Source organism: Streptomyces sp. NPDC052020 (genome assembly GCF_040680575.1).
Taxonomy (GTDB): domain Bacteria; phylum Actinomycetota; class Actinomycetes; order Streptomycetales; family Streptomycetaceae; genus Streptomyces.
On record NZ_JBFAWY010000035.1, the window covers coordinates 42,943 to 67,262 of the forward strand.

The 24,320-nt window shown below is 72.7% G+C and carries 24 protein-coding genes and 2 pseudogenes; 14 read left to right on the forward strand and 12 right to left on the reverse strand.

Features of this window, described 5'->3' with window-relative positions; genetic code table 11:
• Window positions 1-42 precede the first annotated feature (42 nt).
• Both AB0L74_RS28115 and AB0L74_RS28120 read left to right on the forward strand, forming a co-directional pair.
• Window positions 43-1,974: an FAD/NAD(P)-binding protein gene (locus tag AB0L74_RS28115; RefSeq protein WP_365658171.1), complete on the forward strand. Its 1,932-nt coding sequence runs from the start codon at window positions 43-45 to the stop codon at window positions 1,972-1,974.
• Window positions 1,971-2,381 carry a cupin domain-containing protein gene (locus AB0L74_RS28120; protein ID WP_365658174.1) on the forward strand — a complete coding sequence of 137 codons (411 nt, stop codon included), beginning with the start codon at window positions 1,971-1,973 and terminating at the stop codon, window positions 2,379-2,381. Before AB0L74_RS28115 ends, AB0L74_RS28120 begins: the two co-directional genes overlap by 4 nt.
• A 33-nt stretch (window positions 2,382-2,414) precedes the next feature.
• On the opposite strand, the gene AB0L74_RS28125 is transcribed toward AB0L74_RS28120, so the two are convergent.
• Window positions 2,415-3,170 carry a helix-turn-helix domain-containing protein gene (locus AB0L74_RS28125; RefSeq protein WP_365658177.1) on the reverse strand — a complete coding sequence of 252 codons (756 nt, stop codon included), beginning with the start codon at window positions 3,168-3,170 and terminating at the stop codon, window positions 2,415-2,417.
• A 72-nt stretch (window positions 3,171-3,242) separates the two neighbouring features.
• On the opposite strand from AB0L74_RS28125, the gene AB0L74_RS28130 reads away from it, so the two are divergent.
• From AB0L74_RS28130 to AB0L74_RS28155, 6 genes and pseudogenes are all read left to right on the forward strand, one after another.
• On the forward strand, window positions 3,243-4,676 hold the full coding sequence (locus AB0L74_RS28130; RefSeq protein ID WP_365658180.1) for an MFS transporter: 1,434 nt from the start codon (window positions 3,243-3,245) through the stop codon (window positions 4,674-4,676).
• Between the two features lie 37 nt (window positions 4,677-4,713).
• Window positions 4,714-5,727 carry a type I glyceraldehyde-3-phosphate dehydrogenase gene (gene gap, locus AB0L74_RS28135; protein WP_365658184.1) on the forward strand — a complete coding sequence of 338 codons (1,014 nt, stop codon included), beginning with the start codon at window positions 4,714-4,716 and terminating at the stop codon, window positions 5,725-5,727.
• A 543-nt stretch (window positions 5,728-6,270) separates the two neighbouring features.
• Window positions 6,271-7,113, forward strand: coding sequence for a LuxR C-terminal-related transcriptional regulator (locus AB0L74_RS28140; RefSeq protein WP_365658187.1), 843 nt, complete (start codon window positions 6,271-6,273; stop codon window positions 7,111-7,113).
• A 290-nt stretch (window positions 7,114-7,403) separates the two neighbouring features.
• Window positions 7,404-7,617: pseudogene (locus AB0L74_RS28145) on the forward strand (leucine zipper domain-containing protein); the annotation flags it as partial.
• 668 nt (window positions 7,618-8,285) lie between these two features.
• Window positions 8,286-8,939, forward strand: a complete 654-nt coding sequence (locus AB0L74_RS28150; protein WP_365658189.1) for an HD domain-containing protein — start codon at window positions 8,286-8,288, stop codon at window positions 8,937-8,939.
• A gap of 188 nt (window positions 8,940-9,127) precedes the next feature.
• Complete coding sequence (locus AB0L74_RS28155; protein ID WP_365658192.1) at window positions 9,128-9,859, forward strand: DJ-1/PfpI family protein; 732 nt, start codon at window positions 9,128-9,130, stop codon at window positions 9,857-9,859.
• A 181-nt stretch (window positions 9,860-10,040) separates the two neighbouring features.
• Here AB0L74_RS28155 and AB0L74_RS28160 read toward each other — a convergent pair.
• The 3 genes and pseudogenes from AB0L74_RS28160 to AB0L74_RS28170 all read right to left on the reverse strand — a co-directional run.
• Window positions 10,041-10,133 (reverse strand): annotated as a pseudogene (locus AB0L74_RS28160) (RNA polymerase subunit sigma-24); the annotation flags it as partial.
• A 217-nt stretch (window positions 10,134-10,350) separates the two neighbouring features.
• Entirely contained in the window at window positions 10,351-10,587 is a 237-nt protein-coding gene (locus AB0L74_RS28165) for a hypothetical protein (RefSeq protein WP_365658195.1), read from the reverse strand.
• Between the two features lie 68 nt (window positions 10,588-10,655).
• Entirely contained in the window at window positions 10,656-11,741 is a 1,086-nt protein-coding gene (locus AB0L74_RS28170) for a TerC family protein (RefSeq protein ID WP_365658198.1), read from the reverse strand.
• A 323-nt stretch (window positions 11,742-12,064) separates the two neighbouring features.
• Here AB0L74_RS28170 and AB0L74_RS28175 point away from each other — a divergent pair, with 323 nt between their 5' ends.
• Together AB0L74_RS28175 and AB0L74_RS28180 are read left to right on the forward strand one after the other, a co-directional pair.
• On the forward strand, window positions 12,065-12,220 hold the full coding sequence (locus AB0L74_RS28175) for a DUF6131 family protein (protein WP_365658245.1): 156 nt from the start codon (window positions 12,065-12,067) through the stop codon (window positions 12,218-12,220).
• A 353-nt stretch (window positions 12,221-12,573) separates the two neighbouring features.
• Window positions 12,574-12,984, forward strand: coding sequence for a 5-carboxymethyl-2-hydroxymuconate delta isomerase (locus tag AB0L74_RS28180; RefSeq protein ID WP_365658201.1), 411 nt, complete (start codon window positions 12,574-12,576; stop codon window positions 12,982-12,984).
• A gap of 148 nt (window positions 12,985-13,132) precedes the next feature.
• Here AB0L74_RS28180 and AB0L74_RS28185 read toward each other — a convergent pair whose 3' ends face one another.
• The 6 genes from AB0L74_RS28185 to AB0L74_RS28210 form a co-directional block, all read right to left on the reverse strand.
• Window positions 13,133-13,660, reverse strand: coding sequence for an NUDIX hydrolase family protein (locus AB0L74_RS28185; RefSeq protein WP_044386238.1), 528 nt, complete (start codon window positions 13,658-13,660; stop codon window positions 13,133-13,135).
• Between the two features lie 162 nt (window positions 13,661-13,822).
• A complete protein-coding gene (locus AB0L74_RS28190; protein ID WP_365658204.1) occupies window positions 13,823-14,470 on the reverse strand; it encodes an endonuclease in 648 nt (215 codons plus the stop codon).
• A gap of 1 nt (window position 14,471) precedes the next feature.
• Window positions 14,472-14,804 carry a DUF3140 domain-containing protein gene (locus tag AB0L74_RS28195; RefSeq protein WP_365658207.1) on the reverse strand — a complete coding sequence of 111 codons (333 nt, stop codon included), beginning with the start codon at window positions 14,802-14,804 and terminating at the stop codon, window positions 14,472-14,474.
• Between the two features lie 67 nt (window positions 14,805-14,871).
• Window positions 14,872-15,354, reverse strand: a complete 483-nt coding sequence (locus AB0L74_RS28200; protein ID WP_365658210.1) for a DNA starvation/stationary phase protection protein — start codon at window positions 15,352-15,354, stop codon at window positions 14,872-14,874.
• Window positions 15,351-15,620, reverse strand: coding sequence for a WhiB family transcriptional regulator (locus AB0L74_RS28205; RefSeq protein WP_365658213.1), 270 nt, complete (start codon window positions 15,618-15,620; stop codon window positions 15,351-15,353). Before AB0L74_RS28205 ends, AB0L74_RS28200 begins: the two co-directional genes overlap by 4 nt.
• A gap of 66 nt (window positions 15,621-15,686) precedes the next feature.
• Complete coding sequence (locus tag AB0L74_RS28210; RefSeq protein ID WP_365658215.1) at window positions 15,687-16,496, reverse strand: lysophospholipase; 810 nt, start codon at window positions 16,494-16,496, stop codon at window positions 15,687-15,689.
• A gap of 161 nt (window positions 16,497-16,657) precedes the next feature.
• Between AB0L74_RS28210 and AB0L74_RS28215 the strand changes: the two genes are divergently transcribed.
• The 4 genes from AB0L74_RS28215 to AB0L74_RS28230 all read left to right on the forward strand — a co-directional run bounded on the left by AB0L74_RS28215 (window position 16,658) and on the right by AB0L74_RS28230 (window position 21,159).
• Window positions 16,658-17,845, forward strand: coding sequence for a thiolase family protein (locus AB0L74_RS28215; protein ID WP_365658218.1), 1,188 nt, complete (start codon window positions 16,658-16,660; stop codon window positions 17,843-17,845).
• Window positions 17,846-17,952: 107 nt separating this feature from the next.
• Window positions 17,953-19,467: a long-chain fatty acid--CoA ligase gene (locus tag AB0L74_RS28220; RefSeq protein ID WP_365658221.1), complete on the forward strand. Its 1,515-nt coding sequence runs from the start codon at window positions 17,953-17,955 to the stop codon at window positions 19,465-19,467.
• A gap of 89 nt (window positions 19,468-19,556) precedes the next feature.
• The gene (locus AB0L74_RS28225) at window positions 19,557-20,330 is read left to right on the forward strand and encodes a sulfite exporter TauE/SafE family protein (RefSeq protein WP_365658224.1); all 774 of its coding nucleotides are present in this window, start codon (window positions 19,557-19,559) and stop codon (window positions 20,328-20,330) included.
• Window positions 20,331-20,412: 82 nt separating this feature from the next.
• On the forward strand, window positions 20,413-21,159 hold the full coding sequence (locus AB0L74_RS28230) for a cobalt-precorrin-6A reductase (RefSeq protein WP_365658226.1): 747 nt from the start codon (window positions 20,413-20,415) through the stop codon (window positions 21,157-21,159).
• 90 nt (window positions 21,160-21,249) lie between these two features.
• Here AB0L74_RS28230 and AB0L74_RS28235 read toward each other — a convergent pair whose 3' ends face one another.
• Both AB0L74_RS28235 and cobF read right to left on the reverse strand, forming a co-directional pair.
• On the reverse strand, window positions 21,250-23,325 hold the full coding sequence (locus tag AB0L74_RS28235; protein WP_365658228.1) for an MDR family MFS transporter: 2,076 nt from the start codon (window positions 23,323-23,325) through the stop codon (window positions 21,250-21,252).
• A 112-nt stretch (window positions 23,326-23,437) separates the two neighbouring features.
• Window positions 23,438-24,211 carry a precorrin-6A synthase (deacetylating) gene (gene cobF, locus AB0L74_RS28240; RefSeq protein WP_365658231.1) on the reverse strand — a complete coding sequence of 258 codons (774 nt, stop codon included), beginning with the start codon at window positions 24,209-24,211 and terminating at the stop codon, window positions 23,438-23,440.
• Window positions 24,212-24,320 lie beyond the last annotated feature (109 nt).

Consider the following 24,320-nt stretch of genomic DNA (forward strand, 5'->3'; position numbering starts at 1 on the left):
CCCGTGCAGCATCTCGGAGAAAAAGCCGAAAGGTCCCATGTGGTGGAAGACTCACATCGCATCGTCATAGTCGGCAGCGGTCCACGGGGAGTGGGGGTTCTGGAGCGGCTGGCCGCACGGCTGGCCGAGGGCGCGTCCCGCAGGACGGACATCTACCTGGTGGACGCCGTGGAGGTCGGATGCGGCCGGATCTGGCGTTCCGACCAGCCCAGCTGGTTTCTGATGAACACGGTCTGCGGCGAGGTCACCATGTTCTCCGGGCCGCCCGACGACGGCCCGGACCGCCCCGGCGCCGGCCCGTCGCTGGCCCAGTGGTGGGAGCGGCACGACCCCGACTGCGCCGGGCCCAACGCCTACGCCCCCCGCGCCCTGCATGGACAGTACATGCGCTACGTCGTGGACACCGCCGAGGCCCACCTGCCGTCGTCGGCCACGCTGCACCGCATCACCGCCGCTGTCGAGGACCTGGTGCCAAGCCCCGTCGGGTACAGCCTCCGGCTGTCCGACGGCACCTGGCTGAGGGCAGACCGGGTCGTGCTCGCCACGGGCCACCCGACGCCCGCCCTCACGGGCACGCAGCGCGAACTCGCCGAGTTCGCCGCCGCTCGCCCGCACTTGCGCTACATACGCGGCGACTCCCCGGCCGACATGCCGCTGGACGAGATCCCCGCCACGGCGACCGTCGGGATCGTAGGCATCGGCCTGTCCTTCTACGACGTCATGTATGCGCTCACCGTCGGGCGCGGCGGCACGTTCCTGGAGGACCCGGACGGCGAGGTCCGCTACGAACCGAGTGGCGACGAGCCCCTGATGCTCGTCGGCTCCCGCAGCGGCATGCCGCTGCCGGCCAGGGGCCGCAACCAGAAGACGGCCACCTACAAGGCCGGCAGCACCCTGTTCACCCCGGACACCGTCCGGGCGCACGCCACCCGCGCGCCTTTGGACTTCAGCCGGGACGTGCTGCCCTGGCTGGTGGCCGAGATCCACCTGACGTACTTCACCGCGGTGCTGCGCGCCGAGGCTCCGGAGCGGGTGGACGCCTTCCGCGCCGAGGTCGTGACCCGGTCGCGGCAGGGCGTGCCGGACGTGCTCGCCCTCGCGCGGCTGCACGGCGTACGGGACACGTCGGCGGCACCGGACCTGTGGCGGCTCAGCCGGCCCTTCGAGGGGCGGACGTTCACAGGAGTGGACGACTTCGACCGGGCGCTGGTCGAGGCGATGCGGCTCGACCTCGAACACGCCGAACGGGGCAATGTGGACGACGCCCTGAAGACCTCCCTCGACGTGCTGCGCGACACCCGCTGGGTCATCCGGGAGCTGATGGACTTCGCCGGGTTCCACCCGCGGGCCCACCGCCACTTCCTCGCCGACTTCGCACCGCGCCACTCCTTTCTCGCGGCCGGCCCCCCGCGGATCCGGGTGCGCTACGCCATGGCCCTCATCGAGGCCGGACTGCTGCGCGTCGTCGGGCCCGAGACCCGCTTCACCGCGGACGCGGAGTCGGACTCCTTCGTCCTCTCCTCCGACGCCGTCCCGGGCTCGGCGGTCTGCGCGGACGTCCTGATCGACGCGCGCATCCCCAACCCGGACGTACGGCTCGACCCCTCGCCGCTGACCGTGAACCTGCTGCGGCGCGGGGTGTGGACGGAGTTCGTCAACGGCGTGGGGAAGGATGCCTTCCCCACCGGCGGTGTCGCCGTCACCCGCTCCCCGTTCCACCCTCTGACCGCCGCAGGCCGCCCGGAGACCGGGCTGACCGTCCTGGGTCTGCCGACCGAGCACACCCGCTGGTTCACGCTGGTCGGCAGTGGGCGCCCCGGGCCGTGGAACGAGTTCATCCGCGACGCCGACGCCGTCGCCGCCGCGGCCCTCGGCGCGGCACCGGCGACCGCCTCCGGTGCCACGAGCCCCGCACCCTACGCGGTCGTGGAAGAAACCGTTCCCGCCCCAGAACCGGAAGGAGCCCCGGTATGAGCGGCACGCTCGCAGACCGGACCGAAACCCCCCAGCAGCGCACCGTCACGGTGCTCCGCGATCTGCTCACCGCCGAGGGACGCGAGGCCGTCGAATGGAGCGGTTGGGACGAGCCAGGCCGGGCGGGGGTGCAGATACGGCCGTTGTACGCCACCCCGGCACCGCAGAGCGCCACCGCGTTCCTTGTGCGCTTCGGCCCGGGCGCACACGGCGACCTGCACGAACACCTCGGCTACGAACTGATGTTCATTCTCGATGGAGAGCTCATCAACGACAACGGCGACCGCTACACCGTCGGCGACCTGATCATCGAGGACCCAGGCAGCGTGCATCGGGTGCGCACCGAGACCGGCGTTACCGTGCTCGGGGTGCGGGAGGCGCCCACGGTGTCCCTGGAGACCCGCTGACCCGGCCGGGGACGGCGCCGCGGCTTGGGTGGCTCAGTCGGCGATCTCGATCCGGAAGGCGTCCCGCACCCCGTCCTTGCCAACGTCGGTGAGATGGACGACGCGTGGCGAGACGCCGTACCGCAGCCAGTTCAGGGCGAAGAACCGGGCGGCCAGTGCGGCGCCCAGCGCACCGGCGAGATGATGCCGCCGCTCGCTCCAGTCGACGCAGTAGCGCACCACCGGACGCCGCCCCCGGACCAGCGCGTCCACATCGATACCGAATCCGGTGAAGCGCTCGGTTCCTCGGGGAGTCAGGTGATACGCCGCCTGCCTGCCGTAGGAGGCGGGCTGATCGGGGCGGGAGCCGGACGTGGGGTCGCTCTCCTCCCGCCGTAGCAGCCCCTGGTCGAGGAAAGTGCTCATGAGCGCCACGCCCAGAGACCCCGCGAGGTGGTCGTAACAGGTGCGCGACCGCCTCAGCGCGTTGTGCCGGCTGTGGGCGCGCAGGGTGGTCACCGGGGTGGGATCGGGCGGCGCGATGATGGCCAGCGCCTCCAGGGCGGTGGCGACGTCGGGACTGGCCAGGCGGAAGTAGCGGTGCCGTCCGCAGTGTTCGGCCCGCACGAACCCCGCCTCGGCCAGGTGCGCGAGGTGCACGCTCGCCGTCGGCACGCTCACCCCGGCCTCGGCTGCCAGGACCGAGACCGCCAGCGGCCGGCCGTCGGAGAGCGCCTTGAGCATCCGGGCCCGGGAGGCGCTGGCCAGCAGACGCGCGGCGCGCGCGAGCTCCGGCTCGGTCGTGTCCATGACTTCGTCCATGTCCGCCATACAAGCACACTTTGCCGAACGACTAACTGTTGGAGGCCGACGATTACTCGCATGAGTACAACGACCGGAACGGCGGCGGCACAGGACGGGCCGCCCCCCATGACCGAGCGACTGTCGTGGCCCCCGCTCATCGCCCTCAGCCTGGGCTATTTCCTGGTGATGCTGGACGTCACCGTCGTCACCGTCGCCGTCCCCGTCATCCGTGAGTCGGTCGGTGCCGGTACCTCGGAGATCGCCTGGGTCGTCGACGGCTACAGCGCCGTCTTCGGCGGCCTCCTGCTCCTGGGCGGCGGCTTCGGCGACCGGCTCGGGCACCGGAAGGTGTTCCTCACCGGCCTCGGCGTCTTCGCCCTCGCCTCGGTCGGCTGCGCCCTGGCCACCACCCCGGCGGCCCTCATCGCCTCGCGTCTCGCCCAGGGTGCCGGCGGTGCCCTGCTGGTGCCCACCTCGCTGGCCCTGCTGACCGCGGCCTACCCGGTCACGGCCGTGCGGGCCAAGGCCCTCGGCGTCTGGGCCGGCATCTCCGGCATCGCGTTCGCGGCGGGGCCTCTCGTGGGCGGTCTGCTGGTGGCGGGACTGAACTGGCGCGCCGCCTTCTGGATCAACGTTCCCGTCGCGCTGCTGGCCGTCTGGCTGACCCGCAGATGCGTTCCTGCGCCCGCCGGCCGGGCGGGGGCACGCGGCCTGGACCCCCTCGGCCAGGTCCTGGGCATCGTCGCCGTGCTGGCGCTGGCCGGCATGCTGAACGAGGCCGGCACCCAGGGCTGGACCTCGCCGGTGGTGCTGAGCGGCGGTGCCCTCGGCCTGGTCGCGCTCGTCCTGTTCATCCTTGCCGAGCGGCGGACGGAGGCCCGCGGGATCCCGGAGAAGCCACCGCTGCTGCCCCTGTCGCTCTTCCGGTCACCCGGCTTCTCCTCCACCGCCGCGGTCGGCGTCCTGCTCAACCTCGGCTACTACGGCATGCTCTACCTGTCCACGCTCTATCTGCAGAACGAGCGCGGTTACGACGCACTGGGCGCCGGTCTGGCCCTGCTGCCGACGGTGTGCATGGCCGTCGTCGCGGCGCCGCTCTCCGGCCGCCTGACGGCCCGTTACGGCCCGTACGTCCCGATGACCGGAGCCCTGCTGCTCGGCGCCGTCGGATTCGTCGGCTGGCTGCTCGCCGGGCCCGACACCCCGTACTGGATGCTGCTGCCCGCTCTCATCGCGACCGGCCTCGCCACCCCGAGCACGGTACCGGCGGCCACCGCCGCCATCGTGCAGGCAGCGCCCACCGAGAACGCCGGTGTGGCATCGGCGGTGTTCAACGTGGCACGCCAGATCGGCAACTCGCTCGGCGTCGCCCTCTTCACCTCCCTCATCGCGGGCCGGCAACTGGTCTCCGGCCTGCACATCTCGGCACTCATCGCCTCGGCGGCCTTCTTCGCCGCGGCCCTGCTCGCCCTGTCCTCCTGGCGGAACGCAAAGGCGCGCGCCGCTGCCTGACCTTCTGGAAAGCTCTGGAACAAGGAGTACCGGCACCATGGCAATCCGCATCGCCATCAACGGTTTCGGCCGCATCGGACGGACGGTCACCCGCGTCGCGCTCACCCGCCCGGACATCGACATCGTCGCCGTCAACGACCTGACGGACCCCGAGCTCCTGGCCAACCTGCTGCGCTACGACTCCGTCCACGGCCGGCTGGCCGAGCCGGTCGACGTCCGGGACGGCCGGCTCGTCATCGGTGAGCGCACGATTCGGGTCCTGCGCGAGAAGAACCCGGCCGACCTGCCCTGGGCGCAGCTCGACGTGGACGTGGTCGTCGAGTCCACCGGCGTCTTCACCGACGGCAAGGCCGCCGCGGCCCACCTCGACGCGGGCGCGCGCCGCGTCCTGATCTCCGCACCGGCCACGAACGTCGACTTCACCGTCGTGTACGGCATCAACGACGGCGCCCTGGACGCCTCCCACAGGATCGTCTCGAACGCCTCCTGCACCACCAACTGCGCCGCTCCCCTCGCCCACGTGCTGCACCAGCACTTCGGTGTACGGCGCGGACTGATGAACACCTCGCACGCCTACACCAGCGACCAGCGCCTGCACGACGCCCCGCACCGCGACTTCCGCCGCGCCCGGGCGGCTGCCCACAACATCATCCCCACCACCACGGGTGCCGCCCGGGCCATCGGCGTGGTCCTGCCCGAACTCGCCGGACGCATGGACGGCCTGTCCATGCGGGTCCCCGTCGTCGACGGCTCGATCGTCGACCTGACCGTCGAACTGCAGCGCTCCGTCACGGTGGAGGAGGTCAACGCCGCCTTCGCGGAAGCGGCACGCGGTCCCCTGAAGGACGTCCTCGTGTACAGCGAGGATCCACTGGTCTCCACGGACATCATCGGCACCTCCGCCTCCTGCACCTTCGACGCCCCGCTCACCATGGTCATCGACGACGGGCAGGGCGGATCCCTGGTCAAGGTCGTGGGCTGGTACGACAACGAGGCTGGCTTCTCCCACCGCACCGTCGACGTGGTCCGCCTCCTGGGCGGCACCGACTGACCACCCGGCCGAGCGCTTGCGGACCCCTGCACACGACACGTGTGAGCGCTCGGCCGGCTCCCTCGTCCTCACCCAGGATTGTTTACTCCCGCTTGGTCGTGTCTCCGGCGATGGATGGGAGAATACGTACGGCACACGAAAGGTGACAGGCGGTCGTCCGAGGGGGGGAACGACGGTTGGCAGCGCACGAAACGCCTCGCTCCTTGTTCACGGCTGCGACGCTTAGCGAGCCGGTACCCGGAGGGACCGGCCGCGGACCCTGTCACCCCGCTCACGCCCCGCGCACTCACGCGCCCAGAGACCGCGTGCGATGTGCCGACCGGCGCGGTGCCAGGCGGCGGAAGGCGTCCGGCATGTGAGTCACGGTGGCGGCAGGCACCCGCTCCTCGGCCGCCGTTCCCCCTCTCTCCTCCCGGCTCCCGGGCCCGCGCCCCTTCCACAGACGCTCCGCTGCGACGAAGCAGCCCAGCCGGGTGATACGCCCCCGCTGCGTCCGCCTGCACCGGCGACCCTCGTTCACGCCGACACGTTAGGGAAACAGACATGGCAGAGAAGTTGCTTCCAGGCAGTGCTGTGAACCTCCGCACCATCCGCGATGCCACGGCCAGACCCAAGCACTCCCCGGCCCCTGCCGTCCTGGTGGCGGATGGCGATCCGCTCTCCCGTCACATCATCGGGACGACATTACGGGATAGCGGCATGGTGCTGGCGGTGACCACCGTCGACGCCGGACGGCCGCTGCGCGAATGGCGGCTCGACGGAGTGAAGGTGGTGCTGTGGTCGATCGGTCCCGGCACCGACGTGAGCCGTCAGGTGCGGACACTTGCCGCCAGAGGCATACGGGTCCTGCTGCTGAGTACCCGCTGGACCGGGGGAGAGATACGCACGGCCCTGGCCGCGGGTGCGGCGGGAGTGCTCACCAAGGACTCCACACCGGACCGGCTGGTGGTCGCGGTCGGCGCGGCGGTCGCCGGCTACACACTCGTCAACTCGGAACTGGACTCTTTCGCCCGCCCCGCTGTGCGCGGAGGACACAGCGAGGCGGGCGGTGCGAAGTCCGGTGCCGGGTGTGACGCCGCGAAACCTGATCCGGCACAAAAACTGCTGAACCTCTCCGACCGCGAGTTCGAGGTGCTGTCCCACCTGGCCTCCGGACGGTCCACGGAGGAGGTGGCGAAGCTGCTGGCCATCAAGACGGCGACCGTCAAGAGCCACGTCTCCCACCTGCTCGCCAAGCTGGAGGTCCGCAACCGGGTCGAGGCGGTCCTCATCTACCAGCAGGTGATCACCCAGCACACATCGGTCATCGCCATGGACTCACACGCGCCGGCCATGCACCAGGTAGCGACGGCGAGGGACAGGCCGAGGGCGAGGTTCGCTTCCTGAAGGGCTGTTCTGGGCCCGGCTGAGGTGCGCAGTGGCTACGGCCCGTGCGGTGCTCGCTCGCCGCGAACCGGACGCCCGGCAGCGCCTCCACGGGCGTCTCGGCCATGCCCTGCGCATCCGCCTCGGCCGCAGAGGGCGTTCAGTGGGCGTCTGATGGGTCGGTGTCCGTTTCGTCTGGGCCGGGTGTGCTGTCCGGGACGTTGATGACACGTGTGCTGGGCGCCCGAACGAGTGAGGGCCTTCTGGGTTCGGTGTGGATTGCGGCATCCACGTCCGCCCAGGAGGCCCTCCTGCCGCACCGTAACGCCTCGCTGACCCCGACGGACGGCTGCGTCTGGCCCGGCGGCGCGTCGTGGACGACGGATGGCCGCTGCGGCGGGCCGCGGAACGCTTCCAGGTCGGCCACACCACCGCCGCCCGGTGGGCGGGCCGCTACCGGCAGCCGGGCGCCGCGGGCATGACGACCGCTCCAGCCGCCCCCACCACAGCCCGCGCCGAACGCCGGCTGCCTTCGCACGGTGGCGAAGGAACGCCGCACCGGCTCCACGGTCCCGGACCGCCAGCGTTCCAGGGCGACGTGCGGGCCCGCGCACAGGAAGGTCCGCTCCACGTTCCGCCCCGAGCGGTTCCCCGGCCACCCGCCCGGCCGGGACGAACCGATCCCCCAGGGGAGGGGACCCGCGCACCGGACACCGCTGCCCCGGCGAGGCCATGGCGGTGGGCATCCCGGAGACGCTCGCCCGGCGCCTGGCGGCCCTGGACCACCGGGTCCACCGCAGGACCCGACCATCCCCCTGATCCGCATTCCCACCCGGCCACGCAGTGGAATGACCATCCAGGCGCTCGTTCAGAGGGCGGATATTCAGGGGCCGACAAGGCCACCGAGGACGACGGTCCGCTCTCCCTGGCTTCCGTGTGCCCGCGCCGACGCCGAGGTCCGCCGCTTGGTCAACGGCGACGGCGCCACGTGATGACGTCGTGCCGGAAGGGGGGCCGGCGGTATCCGGAGGAGTCGTCCATGGCGACCATGCCGGCGAGCCACTCCCGCAACCACGTCGCCTCGCCGGGCTACCGCGGTGCGGTGGGGCCGGGAGAGGGAGTGGCAGTTTCCTCTCGCATGGCGGCAAGCCTGCCACTGTCACGGGCGGTCGCCGCGGACGATCATCGATGCCATGAACGACGTGATGACCACCGGCGTCCCGCCGCTCCCCGACACCCCGGTCGCCCGCCGCGCGCTGGCCCTGGTGCGCGAGACGGAGTCCACCGCGACCGCCAACCACAGCGTCCGCAGCGCGCTGTTCGCCCGCCTCCGCGCCGACCACCAGGGCGCGAAGCCGGGGCGCGACTACGATCCGGAGCTGCTGTTCCTGGCCTGTGTCCTGCACGACATCGGCCTGACGCAGGCGGGCGACCGCCACCAGCGGTTCGAGGTGGACGGCGCCGACACGGCCGCGGAGTTCCTCACCGCGCAGGGTCTGCCCGCCCCCGACGTCGACGCCGTATGGGAGGCCATCGCCCTGCACACGACGCCGGGCATCGCCGAGCGCCGCGGCACCCTGTGCGCCCTGGTGCACCAGGGGACCGGCATGGACTTCGGCTGGGACACGGACTGCGTCGACGACGCCACCGCGGCCGCGATCCACGCCGCCTATCCGCGGCTGTCCATGGCCACCACCCTCACCGACGAGATCGTGGCCCAGGCGCGGCACCGCCCGGAGAAGGCCCCGCCTTTCTCCGTCGCGTCCGAACTGCTGCGGGAGAGGTCCATGCCGCCGCACAGGACCCGGATGGAGACCATGGCCGACGCCGCGCGGTGGGGCAACTGACCACCCACCCGTCAGGGCGTCCGCGCCGGCGCCGACGGCACCCTGTGGCGCGTCGGCCACCCGCGCGGGGGCGAGCACGCCCGCGCCGTGCGCCGTGCCCTCCCGTACGGCCCGACGACGCCTCCGTACCCGGCGAACGAGCCGCTCACCCCACCCGTGACCGACCGAGAAGTGGAGTACCGACCGAGATGAACCGCCGTACCCTCCTGCACGCCACCACCGCGCTCGGGGCCGCGACGCTGACCGCCGGCGCCGCCACCCGGGCCGACGCGGCCGTGTCCGCGGCTCCCGGGCGCGACCGTCCCCTACGCGTGCACGTCGTCCTGTTCGACGGTGTGGAGGAACTCGATTTCACCGCCCCGTACGAGGTGTTCTCCGCCTCCGGTTACTTCGCCGACCGGGAGGTGGAGGTCCGCTACGTCACGCTCGACGGCCCCCGTACCGTCGAGGCCGCCTACGGCACCAGGCTGCGCGTCGACCACGGGTGGGCCCCCAAGGAGGCGGACCTCCTCGTCGTCCCCGGCGGCGGGTACGCGCGCCGTGAGGATCCCGGAGTGTGGGCCGAGATCCGGCGAGGCTCCCTGCCCCGGGCCCTAGCCGCCGCGGCCCGGCCGGGCCTGACCGTCAGCGCGCTGTGCACGGGCGTGATGCTGCTCTCCGCCGCCGGGCTGACCTCGGGGCGCCCCTGCACCACCCATCACCGGGCGCGGGCCGATCTGGAACGGCAGGGCGGTGTGCTGAAGAACGCCCGTGTGGTCGACGACGGCGACCTGGTCACCGCCGGCGGGGTGACCTCGGGGCTGGACCTGGCCCTGTGGCTGGTGCGCCGGGAACTCGGCGCGGACGCCGCGGTCGGTCTGGAGGAGATGCTCGAGTACGAGGCCCGCGGCACGGTGTGGGCAGCGCGGGACAGCCGGTGAGCGGAGTCCGGCGGTCACCGTCCCGACGCCCGGCCGGGCAGACCCCCTGGCTCCAGGGGAGCGCTGGTTCCCATCCTGTCGTCGCGATGTGAGAGCCGCAGGGCGGGGGCGGTTTCGGAGGAGCCCGAAGCCGCCCCCGCGTCATACCCGGGGACGGTGGTGTCTCGGTGCCCCGGCGTGTTCATCGCGGGGTGAGCGGCGTCTCGGCCGCGACGCGGGTCAGTTTCTCGGGGTTGCGGACGTAGGACGGGCCGGTGACGCGGGCGTCTTCGACGTCTTCGGGGCTTCGGCCTCACGACACCGGGCGGTCGTTCGCTGTGTCAGTGTCTGAGGGAGGTCACTCTCTGCGCCGGTTGGTGCGGGGCGCGCGGGCGGTCAGGATCGGGCTCAGGGCAGCGGCGTGCGGATCGCGCGCACGGGCACGGTCCCGGGGGGCGTGGCCCTGCGGGAGCGCTTTCGGCGTCGAGCGGTTCGGCGCCGCGGGATATCGGTCAGCGGTGGGACCAGCCGGTCATGCTCTTCCACAGCGTGCTGCGCACCGAGCTGATCGGTACCTGTGTCGGCACGTACTGGTCGCAGCGCGGGTTGTGGCACGGGCCCGCGGTCCAGGAAGGGACGAAGACCCCCATGTTCTTGTGCCGTTCCACCACGGCGTCCACCGGGTGCTTGCATGAGCCGCAGACGTATCCGGTCGGCTTGGTCGTCCGAGATTTCTGTTTGGTTCCCATAGGGCCTTATTTTACGACCCTTTTGCACAATTTTGGGGCCTTTGGGTGTCGCGGCGTCCTGGCCGGGATCACCGGGCATCGGGTGGTCCGGCGCGGTCGTGGGGATCGGCCGGGGGCGCGTGTCCGGGCGGGGGCGGTCCCGGGGCGCTCTCGGCGGCCTCGCTTCCGGCGGTCCCGGCGGTCTGGCCGGAGGAAGGGGGGAGCGTGGGCCCGGTCTGGCCGGGCGGTGGGCGCAGCATGCTGAGCGCCACGGAGACGGCCAGGACGATGACGATGACGGCGAGGCTGAGGGGGGAGGGGACCTCGGGCACGGCCGTACTGATCGTTTTGTGGGACGCCTGGAGGATGAGCTTGACGGCGATGAAGCCGAGGATGAGCGCCAGGCCCTTGCTGAGGTAGTGGAAGCGGTCCAGCAGGCCGGCGAGCATGAAGTACAGGGCGCGCAGGCCGAGGATGGCGAAGGCGTTGCTGGTGTAGACGATGAAGGCGTCGCTGCTGACGGCCAGGACGGCGGGCACGCTGTCGACGGCGAAGACGAGGTCGGCGGCCTCGATCGCGGCGACGACGGCGAGCAGCGGGGTGGCGACGCGCCGTCCGGCTTCCTTGACGAAGAACCGGGTGCCCGCGTAGTCGTCCCGCACGGGGATGATCTTGCGGAGCAGCTTCACGGCGATGCTCCGGCCGGGGTCGAAGCTGTCGTCCTCCTCCTTGAGGATCTTGTAGGTGCTGTAGAAGAGGATGGCCGCGAAGACGAACAGGACGGCGGAGAAGCGGCTGACCACCGCCACACCGGCGGCGAGGAAGACGCCCCGGAAGACCAGGGCGCCCAGGACGCCGAGGAACAGTACGCGGTGCTGGTAGGCCCTGGGCACCTTGAAGTAGCCGAAGATCAGCGCGAAGACGAAGAGGTTGTCCACCGACAGGCTCTTCTCCAGCAGCCAGGCGGTGGTGTACTCCACTCCGGCGGCCGTACCGACCACCAGGAACACGGCGACACCGAAGACGACGGCCAGTCCCACCCAGACACCGCTCCAGGCGGCGGCCTCGCGGAAATGGATCACGTGGGCCCGCCGGTGCGCCAGCAGATCGACCGCCAACGACACCAGCACGGTGGCGACGAACACCATCCACAGCCACAGCGGAACATCATGCACGGGTCCGGCCCCTCAAGTGCGATCGACCGGCGGTCTTCTTACGAGTCTGCGGCACGCCGCGGCGGTTGTCGCCCAGTGCGGGCTCCGGCCGGTGCCGGGGCCCGCCGGCCGCGGACCGGAGGCGAGTACGCCGGACGCGGGAGCCCCGTCCGCGGCCGATGAGACACCTCTCCGGCGGGTCGCACCCGCTCGTGCCCCGCCGCCTCCGGGCTCGCCGGCGTCAGGCGCGCGTGGCTCGGCGAACGCTGGTGAATCTGCCACTTCCCTGGCGGGGCATCGCCGTGCAGAGTGAAAAACAGCACTACTCGAAACCGGAGGCGGTCATGCTCCTCCTCGGCGTCATTCTGCTCGTCGTCGGATTCCTCACCGGCATCTCGATCCTGTGGACCATCGGGATCATCCTGGTGGTCATCGGCGCGATTCTCTGGATCCTCGGAGCCACCGGACACGCCGTCGGGGGACGTCGGCACTACTGGTGACCTTCCCCGTCACTCGTGACCTCGTCCGTTCCGCCGGGGCCGGGATCGACCACGATCCGGACCGGATCCTCCGCCCCGCGGGGCCGACGCGCGCCACCGCGTACGGCTGCCCGGGGCGGCGGGCGGATCCCGGTCGGCCGTCCGGCGGCCGCCACGCGGTGCGGGCGAGTCCGGCCCGGATCAGGCCGGCGGGCTCGGTGAGCCCGAAGCCCAAGATCCTGCCGATCCGACCGTGTCGTCTTCCCCGACCGGCGCCGGGCGCTCCGGACGCCTCGGGGGGCCCGCCGGTGGTGCGGACCGGGGCAGGGGGAAAATAGTTGCCCGAAGAAACCAGGGCGCGCGAAAGGTCCCTCATGCCGCACCTCACCATCGACTACTCCTCCCGGCTGGCCGACGTCTTCGACCGCGCAGCTCTCGTGAGGGAACTGCACCCGCTCGTGCGGGAGGTCGCGGGGTCGGCGGGCGTGTGCAAGACGTTCTTCCGCCCGGCCGAGACGTACGTCGGCGACGGAGGGGGCGACGGGAGGGATTTTGTGCACGCGCAGGTCGGTCTCATGCCGGGACGGTCCGAAACGCTGAAGGCGCGTCTGTCCGAGAGCGTCCTCGCCGTGCTGGCCAAGCACCTGCCGACGGGCGGCGCGGACGGGGTGGTCCTCTCCGCGGAGGTGCGGGACCTGCCCGGCTCCTACCGTCTGTTCCCGGCCGGACGGCCGCAGGCGGACGCGCCGGTCCCGGTGCCGTGCGCGGCTTCGCTGCCCCGTTGACCACGTGCCGGGCGCGCCGCGCCGGGCCTGGCCCGCGGCGAGTCACGGCCGCGGACGCGCCGTCTCGTCCCGGGCCGGCGGGCCGCCGCCCTCACGAGCGGCGCGGGCGGCATGGGCCGGACGCCCCCGCCACCCTCGCGCGAGGTAGTCAGATCACGCAGCCCACATGCGCCAGCGCCTGCTTCAGCAGCACCCCGTGGCCGCCCGGCATCTCGCTCTGCACCGCCGGGGACAGGGCCTCCTGCGGGCTGAACCAGACCAGATCGAGCGCGTCCTGCCGGGGGCGGCAGTCGCCGGTGACCGGCACGACGTAGGCGAGCGACACCGCGTGCTGGCGGGGGTCGTGGAACGGGGTGACGCCCTGGGTCGGGAAGTACTCCGCGACCGTGAACGGCTGGAGCGAGGACGGCACACGGGGCAGTGCCACCGGGCCGAGGTCCTTCTCCAGATGGCGCAGGAGGGCGTCGCGGACCCGCTCGTGGTGCAGCACCCGGCCGGAGACCAGTGTCCGGCTGACCGTTCCGTCGGGCCCGATGCGCAGCAGCAGGCCGACACTGGTGACTTCACCGCTGTCGTCGACGCGCACCGGTACGGCCTCGACATACAGGATCGGCATGCGGGCGCGCGCCGCTTCGAGTTCGTCGGTCGTCAGCCAACCGGGCGTGGTTTCGGTCATGTCAGACATCGCTTGATCATACTTTCAGGGCGGCCGGCGTCCCGGATGGCGCTCCGGGGCGACTGTGATCCGTACCACGCCGTTCAGTCACCGCCGGGAAGGCGCCACCGCCGGGCCCGTGCGGACCGCCGCCCGCGCCGGGCGGGGCCGGGCGGGGGAGGGTCAGCCGGCCCGGTCCAGGCAGTCCTCCGCCACTTCCCCGTCCACCGCCGCGCGCACCAACGCGGCGGCCAGTACGGCCGGTTCGGTCGTACCGGCGAGTTTCGCCAGCCGGTCGGGGTCCTGCGGCAGGCCGAGCCGGTCCGCGCCCTGAAGGGCCTTGCCGTCCAGATACGGCGCCGCCTCCGGCCACACCCGCTGGGCCTCGCGCAGGAAGATGTCCGCCCCGGCCGGTCCCACGCCGGGGAACTCCTGGAGCAGGCGCCGCAGGGCAGAGACCTCGCCGCCCGCTTCCTTCCGCAGCCGGCGCAGGTCCCCGCCCCACCGCTCGGTCAGCAGCGCGGCCGCGTCGCCGAGCTGGGTGGCGGTGCGCTCGTCGTAGCGCCGGTAGCCGCCGCGGCCCAGCGCGTCCACCCGCTCCTGCCAGTCGGCCCCGGCCATCCGGCGCGGGTCGCGCAGCCCCGCCTCGTGCAGGGCACGGGCGGTGGCCACGGCGACCGAACCGCGGATGCGGGCACTGAGCAAGTGGGCCAGGACCAGCAGCCGGTACAGCGGCTGCGGGGTGTCCCGCAGCCGGATACCGGCCTCCTCGGCGTACGTCCGCCCGTGGGCGTCGACGAGTGCGCGCAGGACGCGCTCGTCGCGGTTCACGTCACGCCTTCAGCGGGTCGTGCCCGAGGGTCATCAGCCGGTGCCGGCGGCGGGTGTCCTCGGCCTCGGGCTCGTTCTCCACGTCCGTCTGGGCGGTGACGGCGTCCACGACCTTCCGCATCACCCGGACGTCGTCCTCGGTGAGATCGGTGCGGCGCTTCTGCAGGATCGCCAGGACGTGCCGCCCGGTGGGCGTGCCCGCGTCCTCGGGCAGCGGCTCGGCCCGCTCGTCGGCGTCACGGACCCGCAGCCAGGCCGCGAGTTCCGCCGAGGTCATGTTCACCACGCGGTGGAAGTCCTCCCACAGCGTGTCGAGTTCGAGGGCGTCGGCCATGAGGTGCCCCTTCGGTCGTGCTGCGTGCGGGTGTGCCGCCCCCCGCCAGGGGAGCGGAGCCGGTCGTTCAGCCCTCCTTGGGCCAGTTCTCGGCGTCGAACATCCAGCGCTGCTTCTCCAGTTCGGCGGTGATGGCGATCAGCAGGTCCTGGGTGACCGGGTCCGGCTGCTCGGTGGCCTCGATCCGCTCGCGCAGGCGCCCGATCGCGGCTTCCAGGGACTCGACCATCAGCTGGACGACGTCGCCGTCGCGGACCCAGCCCTCCTTGGGGCTGGGCAGCGTGAACGCCGACGCGATGGTCTCCGGCCGGCCGTCGGCCGGGATGCCGAGCGCCGCCGAGCGTTCCGCGACCGTGTCGGCGAACGACCGGGTCGCCGACACCACCTCGTCCAACTGGAGGTGGATCGACCGGAACCGCGGTCCCACGACGTTCCAGTGCACCTGCTTGGCGATCAGGGAGAGCCCGAGAAGATCCACGAGCGTACCCTGAAGGGCGTCGCCGACCGGACGGCGGGCCGACTCGGGGATCGTGCTCTTCACGACAGTCATACGGTGGTGCTCCTTGCGGCGTCGTCTCTGATGGTGTGTTCGTCGGTACGGAGCAGTGCGACGCGTTCCTCCTCGCAGGTGCCTCCCCACACGCCGGACGCCCGGCCGCAGCCGAGGGCGAACTCCAGGCACTCGGCGGTCACCGGGCAACGGGCGCAGACCTTCTTGGCCGCGTCGATGTCCCGCAGCGCCGGTCCGGTCGTGCCCACGGGGAAGAACAGTTCGGGGTCCTCATCCGCACATGCGGCGCGGCGCAACCACTCCATGCAGGCGCGGGTGCCCCGGGCTCCCACGGGCAAACACCGCGGCCCGCCGGGTGCGCGGGGCTCCCGTCACCGGGTGAGGACGCCGTCCAGGAAGCGCGTGAGGTCCGCGAACACCTCCGCCTTGTTCGTCTCCTGGAAGACCTCGTGCCGTGCTCCCGGGTAGATCCGCTCGGTCAGGTCGCCGCCGCTGATCCGCTCGACGCCGATCCGGCTGCCGGGCAGCGGGACCAGCCGGTCGTCGTCGCCGTGCAGCCACAGCAGCGGCAGCCGGCCGGTGTCGCCGCCCTCGGACACGGCCGCCAGCGTCCGCACGAAGGCCTCCAGCGTCGGCCGCTTCATCGGCCCGTGCCACACCAGCGGGTCGGCCGCGTACGCCGCGCCGACCGCCGGGTCCCGGGAGAGCGCGGCCGGGTTGACCGGGGTGCCGGGGATCTCCTCCAGGGCGAGCAGCCGCCGGGGCAGTTCCCAGTCGCCGATGACCGGCCCGGACAGCACCAGCGCGGCCAGGCGCTCTCGGTGGCGCTGGGCGTAGCGGGCGGCGATCAGGCCGCCCATGGAGTGGCCGATCAGGACGACCGGCAGGCCGGGGTGGGCGGCGCGGGCCAGGTCCGCCACGGCGTGCACGTCGGTGACCACGTCGTCGAAGTCCTCGATCAGCACCCGCTCGCCCGCCGACCTGCCGTGACCGAGGTGATCGGGCCCGAACACGGCGGCCCCGTGCCCGGTCAGGACGCCGGCGACCTCCTCGTAGCGGCCGATGTGCTCGCCGTACCCGTGGACCAGGAGCGCCACGTAGCGCGGGGCGGGGCGGGGCCACTCGCGGGCGGTGATCCGGCCCCGGGTCCCCGTCAGGACGTGCTCGTGGGCCTCGGCCATGGGCTCCTCCAGCTGCGTCGTCGAAGGTTTCCGGAGGATCTTCCCAGGGAGCGTCCCGGCGGTCTATAGTCCAAAACTAGCAGTGCTAATTAAGCTCTTGCGAGGTCGGTACGGCGGTGGCGCGCCGCCCGGCGACCGAGCGCCGACGGTCAGGAGTCCCGTTGCGTCCCGTCCACTTCGCGGCCGCCCGCCGCACCCCGATCGGCAGACTGCGCGGCGCCCTGTCGGGCGTGCGGCCCGACGATCTCGCCGCCGCCGTGATCCGCGGCCTGGTCGCCGACGTGCCCGCGCTCGACCCGGCCCGCGTCGACGACGTCTACTGGGGCGCCGCCAACCAGGCCGGCGAGGACAACCGCAACGTCGCCCGCATGGCCGCCCTGCTCGCCGGCCTGCCCGAGACCGTCCCCGGCGCCACCGTGAACCGGCTGTGCGCCTCCGGCCTGGAGGCGGTCACGACCGCCGCGCGCACCATCGCGGCCGGCGAGGCCGACATCGTGCTGGCCGGCGGGTCGGAGTCGATGAGCCGCGCGCCCTTCGTCCTGCCCCGCCCCGACGAGGCGCTGCCCCACCGCATCGAGACCGCCGACACCCGGCTCGGCTGGCGCCTGGTCAACCCGGCGATGAAGGAGCTGCACGGCCTGCTGTCCATGGGGGAGACCGCCGAGGAGGTCGCCGCCCGGTACGGGATCTCCCGCGAACGTCAGGACGCCTTCGCGCTGCGCAGCCACCGCCTGGCCGCCGACGCCCGCGAGAACGGCCACTTCGACGGCGAGCTCCTGCCCGTCGAGCGGCCCGACGGCGTGGTCGTCGACACCGACGAGTGCGTCCGCGAGGACACCTCCCTGGAGAAGCTGGCCCGGCTGAAGCCCGTCTTCCGCGAGGGCGGCACGGTCACCGCGGGCAACGCCTCCCCGATGAACGACGGAGCGGCCGGCCTCCTGCTGGTCAGTGAGGACGTTCTGAACGAGCTGGGCCTGGAGTCCCTGGGCCGCTATGTCGCGGGCGCCTCGGCCGGGGTCCACCCGGACGTCATGGGCATCGGGCCGGTGCCCGCCACCCGCAAGGCGCTGGCCCGGGCCGGCTGGAGCGTCGGCGACCTGGCGGAGGCCGAGTTCAACGAGGCGTTCGCCGCCCAGGCACTGGCCTGCGTCGACGAACTCGGCATCGACCCCGGCCTGGTCAACCCCAGCGGCGGCGCCATCGCGCTGGGCCACCCGCTCGGCTGCTCGGGCGCCCGCATCCTCACCACCCTGCTCCACCGCATGCGCCGCACGGGGGCGGCCCGCGGACTGGCCACCATGTGCGTCGGCGTCGGGCAGGGCAGCGCGGTGCTCGTCGAGAGGCGGTAGGGCCTGGTGCGAGACTCCCGCCCGCCCGCGGGACGTTCGCCGAACCGCCCGAGCAGCACCCCCGCACACTCCCCGCAGAGCCGCAGCAAGGAACGGAGCAACACCCCATGGCAACCCTTTCCGTCGCCGCCGTCCTCGCCGAGAACGCCCGGCGCCGCCCCGCCAAGGAGGCACTGGTCGAGGGCGACCTGCGCCTGACCTTCGCGGAGGTGTGGCAGCGCGCCCTGGCCCAGGCCGGCGCCCTCGTCGGCCTGGGGGTGCGGCCGGGGGACCGGATCGCCCTGATGGCGCCGAACACCGCCGAGTTCCCGCAGGCGTACTACGCGATCGCCGCGGCGGGCGGTGTCGTCGTACCGGTCCATCTGCTGCTGTCGCAGGCGGAGGCCGGGCACGTCCTGACGGACAGCGGAGCCACGCTGCTGCTGTGCCACCCGGCACAGGCGCAGACCGGTGCGGCCGCCGCCCGGGCCGCGGGGATACGGACGGTGCTCCTCGGGGAGGAGTTCGGCAAGCTCGCGGCGGACGCCGAGCCGCTGCCGTCGTACGTCACCCGCGAGGCCGACGACCCGGCCGTCGTCTTCTACACCAGCGGCACCACCGGCGTGCCCAAGGGCGCCGTCCTGAGCCACTTCAACCTGGTGATGAACGCGACGGTCAACGCCTTCGACGCCCACGACATCCGGCCCGACGACATCGCGCTGGGCGCCCTGCCGCTGTTCCACGCCTTCGGCCAGACCGTCTCGATGAACTCCACCTGGCGCGCGGGCGCCACGCTGGTGCTGCTGCCGCGCTTCGACGCGGCACGCGCGATCGAGCTGATGGTGAGGGAGAAGGTCAACACCTTCCACGGGGTGCCCACCATGTTCGTCGCGCTGGCCGCCGCCGCGGCCGGGGCCGGCGCGCTGCCCGAGCTGCGGGTGTGCATCTCCGGCGGGGCCTCGCTGCCGGTGGCCGTGCTGGAGCGGTTCGAGGCCGCCTTCGGGGCCACAGTCTACGAGGGGTACGGGCTGTCGGAGACCTCCCCGGCCGCCACCGTCAACCAGCCGATCCTCGGCGCGAAACCGGGCACCATCGGCCACCCGCTCTGGGGCGTCGACGTGGAGATCGCCCGCGCCGACGCCGAGGACCGCATCGAGCTGCTGCCGCCCGGCGAGCTGGGCGAGGTCGTCGTCCGCGGCCACAACGTCTTCTCCGGCTACCTGGGCCGGCCGGAGGCCACCGCGGAGGCGCTCGTCGACGGCTGGTTCCGCACCGGGGACCTCGGCACCAAGGACGACGAGGGATTCCTCCGGATCGTCGACCGCAAGAAGGACATCATCATCCGCGGCGGCTACAACATCTACCCGCGCGAGGTCGAGGAGGTGCTGATGCGGCACCCCGGCGTCGCGCAGGTCGCCGTGATCGGCCTGCCCGACGACCTGCACGGTGAGGAGGTCTGCGCCGTGGTCGTCCCCGCCCCGGACGCCGCCCCGGAGGCCGCCGAGATCAGCGAGTGGTCCCGGGAGCACCTGGGCAAGCACAAGTACCCGCGCCGCGTGGAGTTCACCGACGCGCTGCCGCTCGGCCCGAGCATGAAGGTGCTCAAGCGGGAGCTGCGGGTACGGTACGCGGCCGCCCGGTAGGGGCCACCAGGCGGGACGGGCTTCCCGGCCGCCACCCGGTGAGACGGGCCGCGCGGGTGTCCACGGCCGGGCATAGCATCGGTCTCGGCATGGACACGATGACACTCTGGCACCTCACCGGCTGGGAGTTCGCGGCGCTCGCCTTCGCGGCCCTGCTCGTCGGCTTCTCCAAGACCGCCGTCAGCGGGGCCAACACGGTCAGCCTCGCGATCTTCGCCGCGGTGCTGCCGGCCCGCGCCTCCACCGGCGTCCTGCTGCCGGTGCTGATCGCCGGCGACGTACTGGCCGTCCTCACCTACCGGCGGCACGCCCACTGGCCGACGCTGTGGCGGCTGTTCCCGGCGGTCGCGGCGGGCGTCGTCGCCGGCACGGTCTTTCTGATGCGGGCCGACGACGCGCTGGTCCGCACGTCGATCGGGGCGATCCTGCTGCTGATGGCGGCGGTGACGGTGTGGCGCCGGAGGCAGGCCGACGCGCGGCGGGAGCCGGAGCCGGTCACCAGCGGGGCGGGCCGGATCAAGGCCCGCTCGTACGGCGTCCTCGGCGGATTCACCACCATGGTCGCCAACGCCGGCGGGCCGGTGATGTCCCTCTACCTGCTGTCCGCGGGCTTCCGCAAGCTGGGCTTCCTCGGCACGTCGGCCTTCTTCTTCCTGATCGTCAACGTCTCCAAGCTGCCCTTCAGCGCCGGCCTGGGACTGATCGACCGGCACTCCCTGGTCCTCGACGCCGTTCTCGTGGTCTTCGTCGTGCCCGGTGCGCTGCTGGGCACATGGGCCGTGAACCGCATCGACCAGCGGCTGTTCGAGCAACTGGTCATCGCCGCGACGGTGGCGGGCGGTGTGCAGCTGCTGCTGCGCTGACGGCGCCGCCGCACACGGCCCGGACCCGTGACCGCTCCGGCCCGGCGACGGCCTCCCGGCCGGGCGCCCGTACGCTCGACCCATGCCCCTCCACGTCCTCGTCCTCGGCGGCACCACCGAGGCCCGTCTTCTGGCCGCCGAGCTCGCGGCCCGCCCCGGCGTCCGCGTCACCACCTCCCTCGCGGGACGCGTCACCCGGCCGGGCCCCCTGGAGGGGGAGGTACGCGTCGGCGGCTTCGGCGGTGCCGAGGGGCTGGTCGGCTGGCTGCGCGAGCGGCGCGTGGACGCCCTCGTCGACGCCACCCACCCCTTCGCCGCGTCGATCACGGCGAACGCGGCCCGCGCCGCGGCGGCGGCCGGCGTGCCCGCCGTCGTCCTGCGCCGTCCCGGCTGGCGGCCCGGCCCCGGCGACCGCTGGCACCCGGTGCCCTCCCTGGCCGCCGCCGCCGAGGTGCTGCCCGCCCTGGGCCGCCGGGTGCTGCTGACCACCGGCCGCCTGGGCCTGGCCGCCTTCGCACATCTGGCCGATCTGCACTTCGTCGTACGGTCCGTCGAGCCTCCGGACCCGCCGATGCCGCCGGACGTCCATGTGCTGCCGGCCCGGGGGCCGTTCACCGTGGCCGGCGAGTCGGCCCTGCTGCGCGGCCACCGCATCGACGTCCTGGTGACCAAGGACAGCGGGGGAGAGGCCACGGCCGCCAAGCTCACCGCCGCGCGCGCCCTCGGCGTGCCCGTCGTGATCGTCCGCCGCCCGCCGCTGCCGGACGGAGTGACGGCCGTACCGGACGTGGCGGGGGCCCTGGAGCGGCTCGGCCTCGGCGGACCATGACCGAGACGAACGGCCGGAGCCGGGTGAGCCGCGCCAGGGCGTAGGCGCGCGTCCGGCCGGCCCTGCCGTCCCGCCGGACGCGCGCGCCTGTCAGCGGGGCGCGCCCGCCACCGGCTGCCGCGGCCCGTCCGGCAGGCCGCTGCTCAGGTCCTCCACCAGCAGCCGCTTGGCGATCGTGTCGACCGCGGCGCGCAGCTGCGTGTCCGAGGGCCGGCCGATGTCTTGTTCCACCCGGTCCTCCAGCCAGGTGGCCCAGGCCCGGCCGATGACGCCGGCCTCACGGGCGCCCGCCCCGGTGTGCGACAGCAGGGAGTCGTCACGGGTCAGATAGCCCTCGTCGACCATCCGGTCGAAGACCGGCAGGAGTACCTCCGGCGGCATGCGGCGGCGGGCCGCGATCAGGCCGAGGCTGGCATGGCCGACCAGCCGCGTGAACAGGTCGACCTGCATCACGGCCCAGGCACCGGCGATGTCCAGCCGGGTGTCGGAGCCGATGATGATCCGGCGCGCGGTGTCCAGGTCCGTACTGCCGATGATCTTCCCGACGGCGGCTTCCAGCACGCGCTGGGCGTTGGCGTCGTGCGGAGAGGCGAAGCCCTCGCCCATGTCCGTGGAGCCCATCCGCGCGCTGTCGCGCAGCTGGACCTGCTTGAGGAACAGGGCGATGACGAACCCGAGGGCCGCGACCGGCACGGTCCACAGGAACACGGTCTGGATGGTGTCCGCGTAGGCGCCGATGAGCGGGGCCGCCGCGTCCGGCGGCAGCCGGTGCACCCCCTCCGGACTGGTCGCCGCCCGCCCGATCGCGGCCGGATCCGCCGCGCCGGTGGCCGCGGCGGACGCGATCCCGTCCCGCAGGTTGGGCGTGAGGGCGCTGGCGTAGATGGTGCCGAAGACGGCGGTGCCGAAGGAACTGCCCAGGGTGCGGAAGAACGTGACACCGGAGGTGGCGGTGCCGAGGTCGGCGTAGGGGACGGTGTTCTGCACGGCGATCGTCAGCACCTGCATGCACAGTCCGATGCCGGTGCCCAGCACGAACATGTACAGCGACTCCAGCCAGGCGCCGGTGGCCGGCCCCATGAGGGACATCAGGTACAGGCCGAGCACCATCACCAGGGAGCCGAGGATCGGGAAGAGCCGGTACCTGCCGGTCCTGCTCACCACGGTGCCGCTGAAGACCGAGGCGAGCAGCAGTCCGGCCACCATCGGCAGCGTGCGCACGCCCGAGGTGGTCGCCGAGTCGCCGTCGACGTACTGGAGATAGCTGGGCAGATAGGTCATCGCACCGAGCATCGCGAAGCCGACGATGAAGCTGAGGACCGAGCAGACCGTGAACACCGGGTTGGCGAACAGTCGCATCGGCAGCATCGGCTCGGCCGCCCGGGTCTCGGCCCGGCAGAACAGCGCCAGCGCGACCAGTCCCAGCGCGAACAGGCCGATGATCACCCACGAGCCCCACGCGTACTCGTTGCCGCCCCAGCTCGTCGCCAGGATCAGCGCGCTGGCACCGACCGTGACGAGCGCGATGCCCAGATAGTCGATGACCGGGCGGGAGGCCGACTTCACCACCGGGATGGTGCGCGCCGCCGCGACCACGACGGCGATCGCGATGGGCACGTTGACGTAGAACGCCCACCGCCAGGACAGATGATCCGTGAACAGCCCGCCGAGCAGCGGCCCGATGACCGTGGAGACCCCGAACACCGCGCCGATCGCGCCCTGGTACTTGCCGCGCTCGCGGAGCGGGATGACGTCCGCGATCAGCGCCATCGAGGTCACCATCAGGCCGCCCGCCCCGACGCCCTGCATCGCCCGCCAGGCGATCAGCAGCGGCATGTTGGTGGCCAGGCCGCACAGGAACGAGCCCGTGATGAAGACGACCGCCGAGACCTGGAAGACCACCTTGCGGCCGAACAGGTCGCCGAACTTGCCGACCAGCACCGTCGCCACGGTCTCCGCCAGCAGATACGAGGTGACCACCCACGACATGTGCGCGGCCCCGCCCAGGTCCGAGACGATCGTGGGCAGGGCCGTGCCGACGATCGTCTGGTCCAGGGCCGCGAGCAGCATGCCCAGCATGATCGTGACGAAGACGACGTTGCGGCGGCGCCTGTCCAGCACGGGCGGCTGGGCGGCGGGCAGCTGCTTCTCCTCGGCGACGGTCACCTGGTCACGATCACATCGAGGCACCGGCCGCGCATGCGGGACCGGTCCGCCCGGGTGCCGCGCGAGCCGCCGCTCCCGCCGTCTCCGGCAAAGCGGACGCGAGCCGCCGCCTCTACCGCTCCCCGGCGCGCCGGCGGAGCAGATAGGTGTCCATGATCCAGCCCTTGCGCTCGCGGGCCTCGGCACGCAGCCGCTCGATGCGGGGCGCGGCCTCGGCGATCGGACCCGACACGAGGATCTCGTCCGGGGTGCCGATATAGGCGCCCCAGTAGATGTCGATGTCCTCGTCCGCGTACCGCCGGAAAACCTGATGGGCGTCGAGCATGACCACGACGTCGTCCACGCCCTCGGGGAAGCCCTCCGCGAGCCGCCGCCCGGTGGTGATCTGCACCGGCCGGGCGACCCGGTTCAGCCCCGTCCGGTGCCGGGCGACCAGGGCGGAGACACTGCTGATGCCGGGCACCACGTCGTACTCGAACGCCACCGCGCCCCGTCCCAGCACCTCCTGGAGGATCCCGAGCGTGCTGTCGTACAGCGCCGGATCCCCCCACACCAGGAAGGCGCCGCTGTCGTCCTCGCCGAGCTCCTCGGCGATCAGCCGCTCGTAGATGCCGGCGCGGGCGCTGCGCCAGTCCCCGACGGCGGGGGAGTATCCCGCGCCGCCCGCCGTCCGGTCCCGCTCCGGGTCGCGCGCCTCGACGACGCGGTACGTCCCCTCGGGTATGTGCGTCTCCAGCAGGTCCCGGCGGAGCCGCACGAGGTCCGCCTTCGCCTCGCCCTTGTCCAGGACGAAGAACACGTCCGTGCTCCGCAGCGCCCGGACCGCTTGCAGGGTCAGCTGGTCGGGGTCGCCCGCGCCGATACCGATCACATGAATCTTCCGCACGCCCCGAGTCTGCCGTACGCCACCGACAGCGCGCGCACCGCGTCCGCCCCGGCGCCGGGGCGGACTCCCCGGTGAGCGCGGCGTGGGTCTCGATCGAGCGGGTGCGGCT

Excerpts from the sequence above, each read along its gene's own strand:
- AB0L74_RS28120 (WP_365658174.1), top strand. The coding sequence starts at position 1,971 with ATGAGCGGCACGCTCGCAGACCGGACCGAAACCCCCCAGCAGCGCACC.
- AB0L74_RS28125 (WP_365658177.1), bottom strand. The coding sequence starts at position 3,170 with ATGGACACGACCGAGCCGGAGCTCGCGCGCGCCGCGCGTCTGCTGGCC.
- AB0L74_RS28130 (WP_365658180.1), top strand. The coding sequence starts at position 3,243 with ATGAGTACAACGACCGGAACGGCGGCGGCACAGGACGGGCCGCCCCCC.
- gap (WP_365658184.1), top strand. The coding sequence starts at position 4,714 with ATGGCAATCCGCATCGCCATCAACGGTTTCGGCCGCATCGGACGGACG.
- AB0L74_RS28140 (WP_365658187.1), top strand. The coding sequence starts at position 6,271 with ATGGCAGAGAAGTTGCTTCCAGGCAGTGCTGTGAACCTCCGCACCATC.
- AB0L74_RS28150 (WP_365658189.1), top strand. The coding sequence starts at position 8,286 with ATGAACGACGTGATGACCACCGGCGTCCCGCCGCTCCCCGACACCCCG.
- AB0L74_RS28155 (WP_365658192.1), top strand. The coding sequence starts at position 9,128 with ATGAACCGCCGTACCCTCCTGCACGCCACCACCGCGCTCGGGGCCGCG.
- AB0L74_RS28165 (WP_365658195.1), bottom strand. The coding sequence starts at position 10,587 with ATGGGAACCAAACAGAAATCTCGGACGACCAAGCCGACCGGATACGTC.
- AB0L74_RS28175 (WP_365658245.1), top strand. The coding sequence starts at position 12,065 with ATGCTCCTCCTCGGCGTCATTCTGCTCGTCGTCGGATTCCTCACCGGC.
- AB0L74_RS28180 (WP_365658201.1), top strand. The coding sequence starts at position 12,574 with ATGCCGCACCTCACCATCGACTACTCCTCCCGGCTGGCCGACGTCTTC.
- AB0L74_RS28185 (WP_044386238.1), bottom strand. The coding sequence starts at position 13,660 with ATGACCGAAACCACGCCCGGTTGGCTGACGACCGACGAACTCGAAGCG.
- AB0L74_RS28195 (WP_365658207.1), bottom strand. The coding sequence starts at position 14,804 with ATGGCCGACGCCCTCGAACTCGACACGCTGTGGGAGGACTTCCACCGC.
- AB0L74_RS28200 (WP_365658210.1), bottom strand. The coding sequence starts at position 15,354 with ATGACTGTCGTGAAGAGCACGATCCCCGAGTCGGCCCGCCGTCCGGTC.
- AB0L74_RS28205 (WP_365658213.1), bottom strand. The coding sequence starts at position 15,620 with ATGGAGTGGTTGCGCCGCGCCGCATGTGCGGATGAGGACCCCGAACTG.
- AB0L74_RS28210 (WP_365658215.1), bottom strand. The coding sequence starts at position 16,496 with ATGGCCGAGGCCCACGAGCACGTCCTGACGGGGACCCGGGGCCGGATC.
- AB0L74_RS28220 (WP_365658221.1), top strand. The coding sequence starts at position 17,953 with ATGGCAACCCTTTCCGTCGCCGCCGTCCTCGCCGAGAACGCCCGGCGC.
- AB0L74_RS28225 (WP_365658224.1), top strand. The coding sequence starts at position 19,557 with ATGGACACGATGACACTCTGGCACCTCACCGGCTGGGAGTTCGCGGCG.
- AB0L74_RS28230 (WP_365658226.1), top strand. The coding sequence starts at position 20,413 with ATGCCCCTCCACGTCCTCGTCCTCGGCGGCACCACCGAGGCCCGTCTT.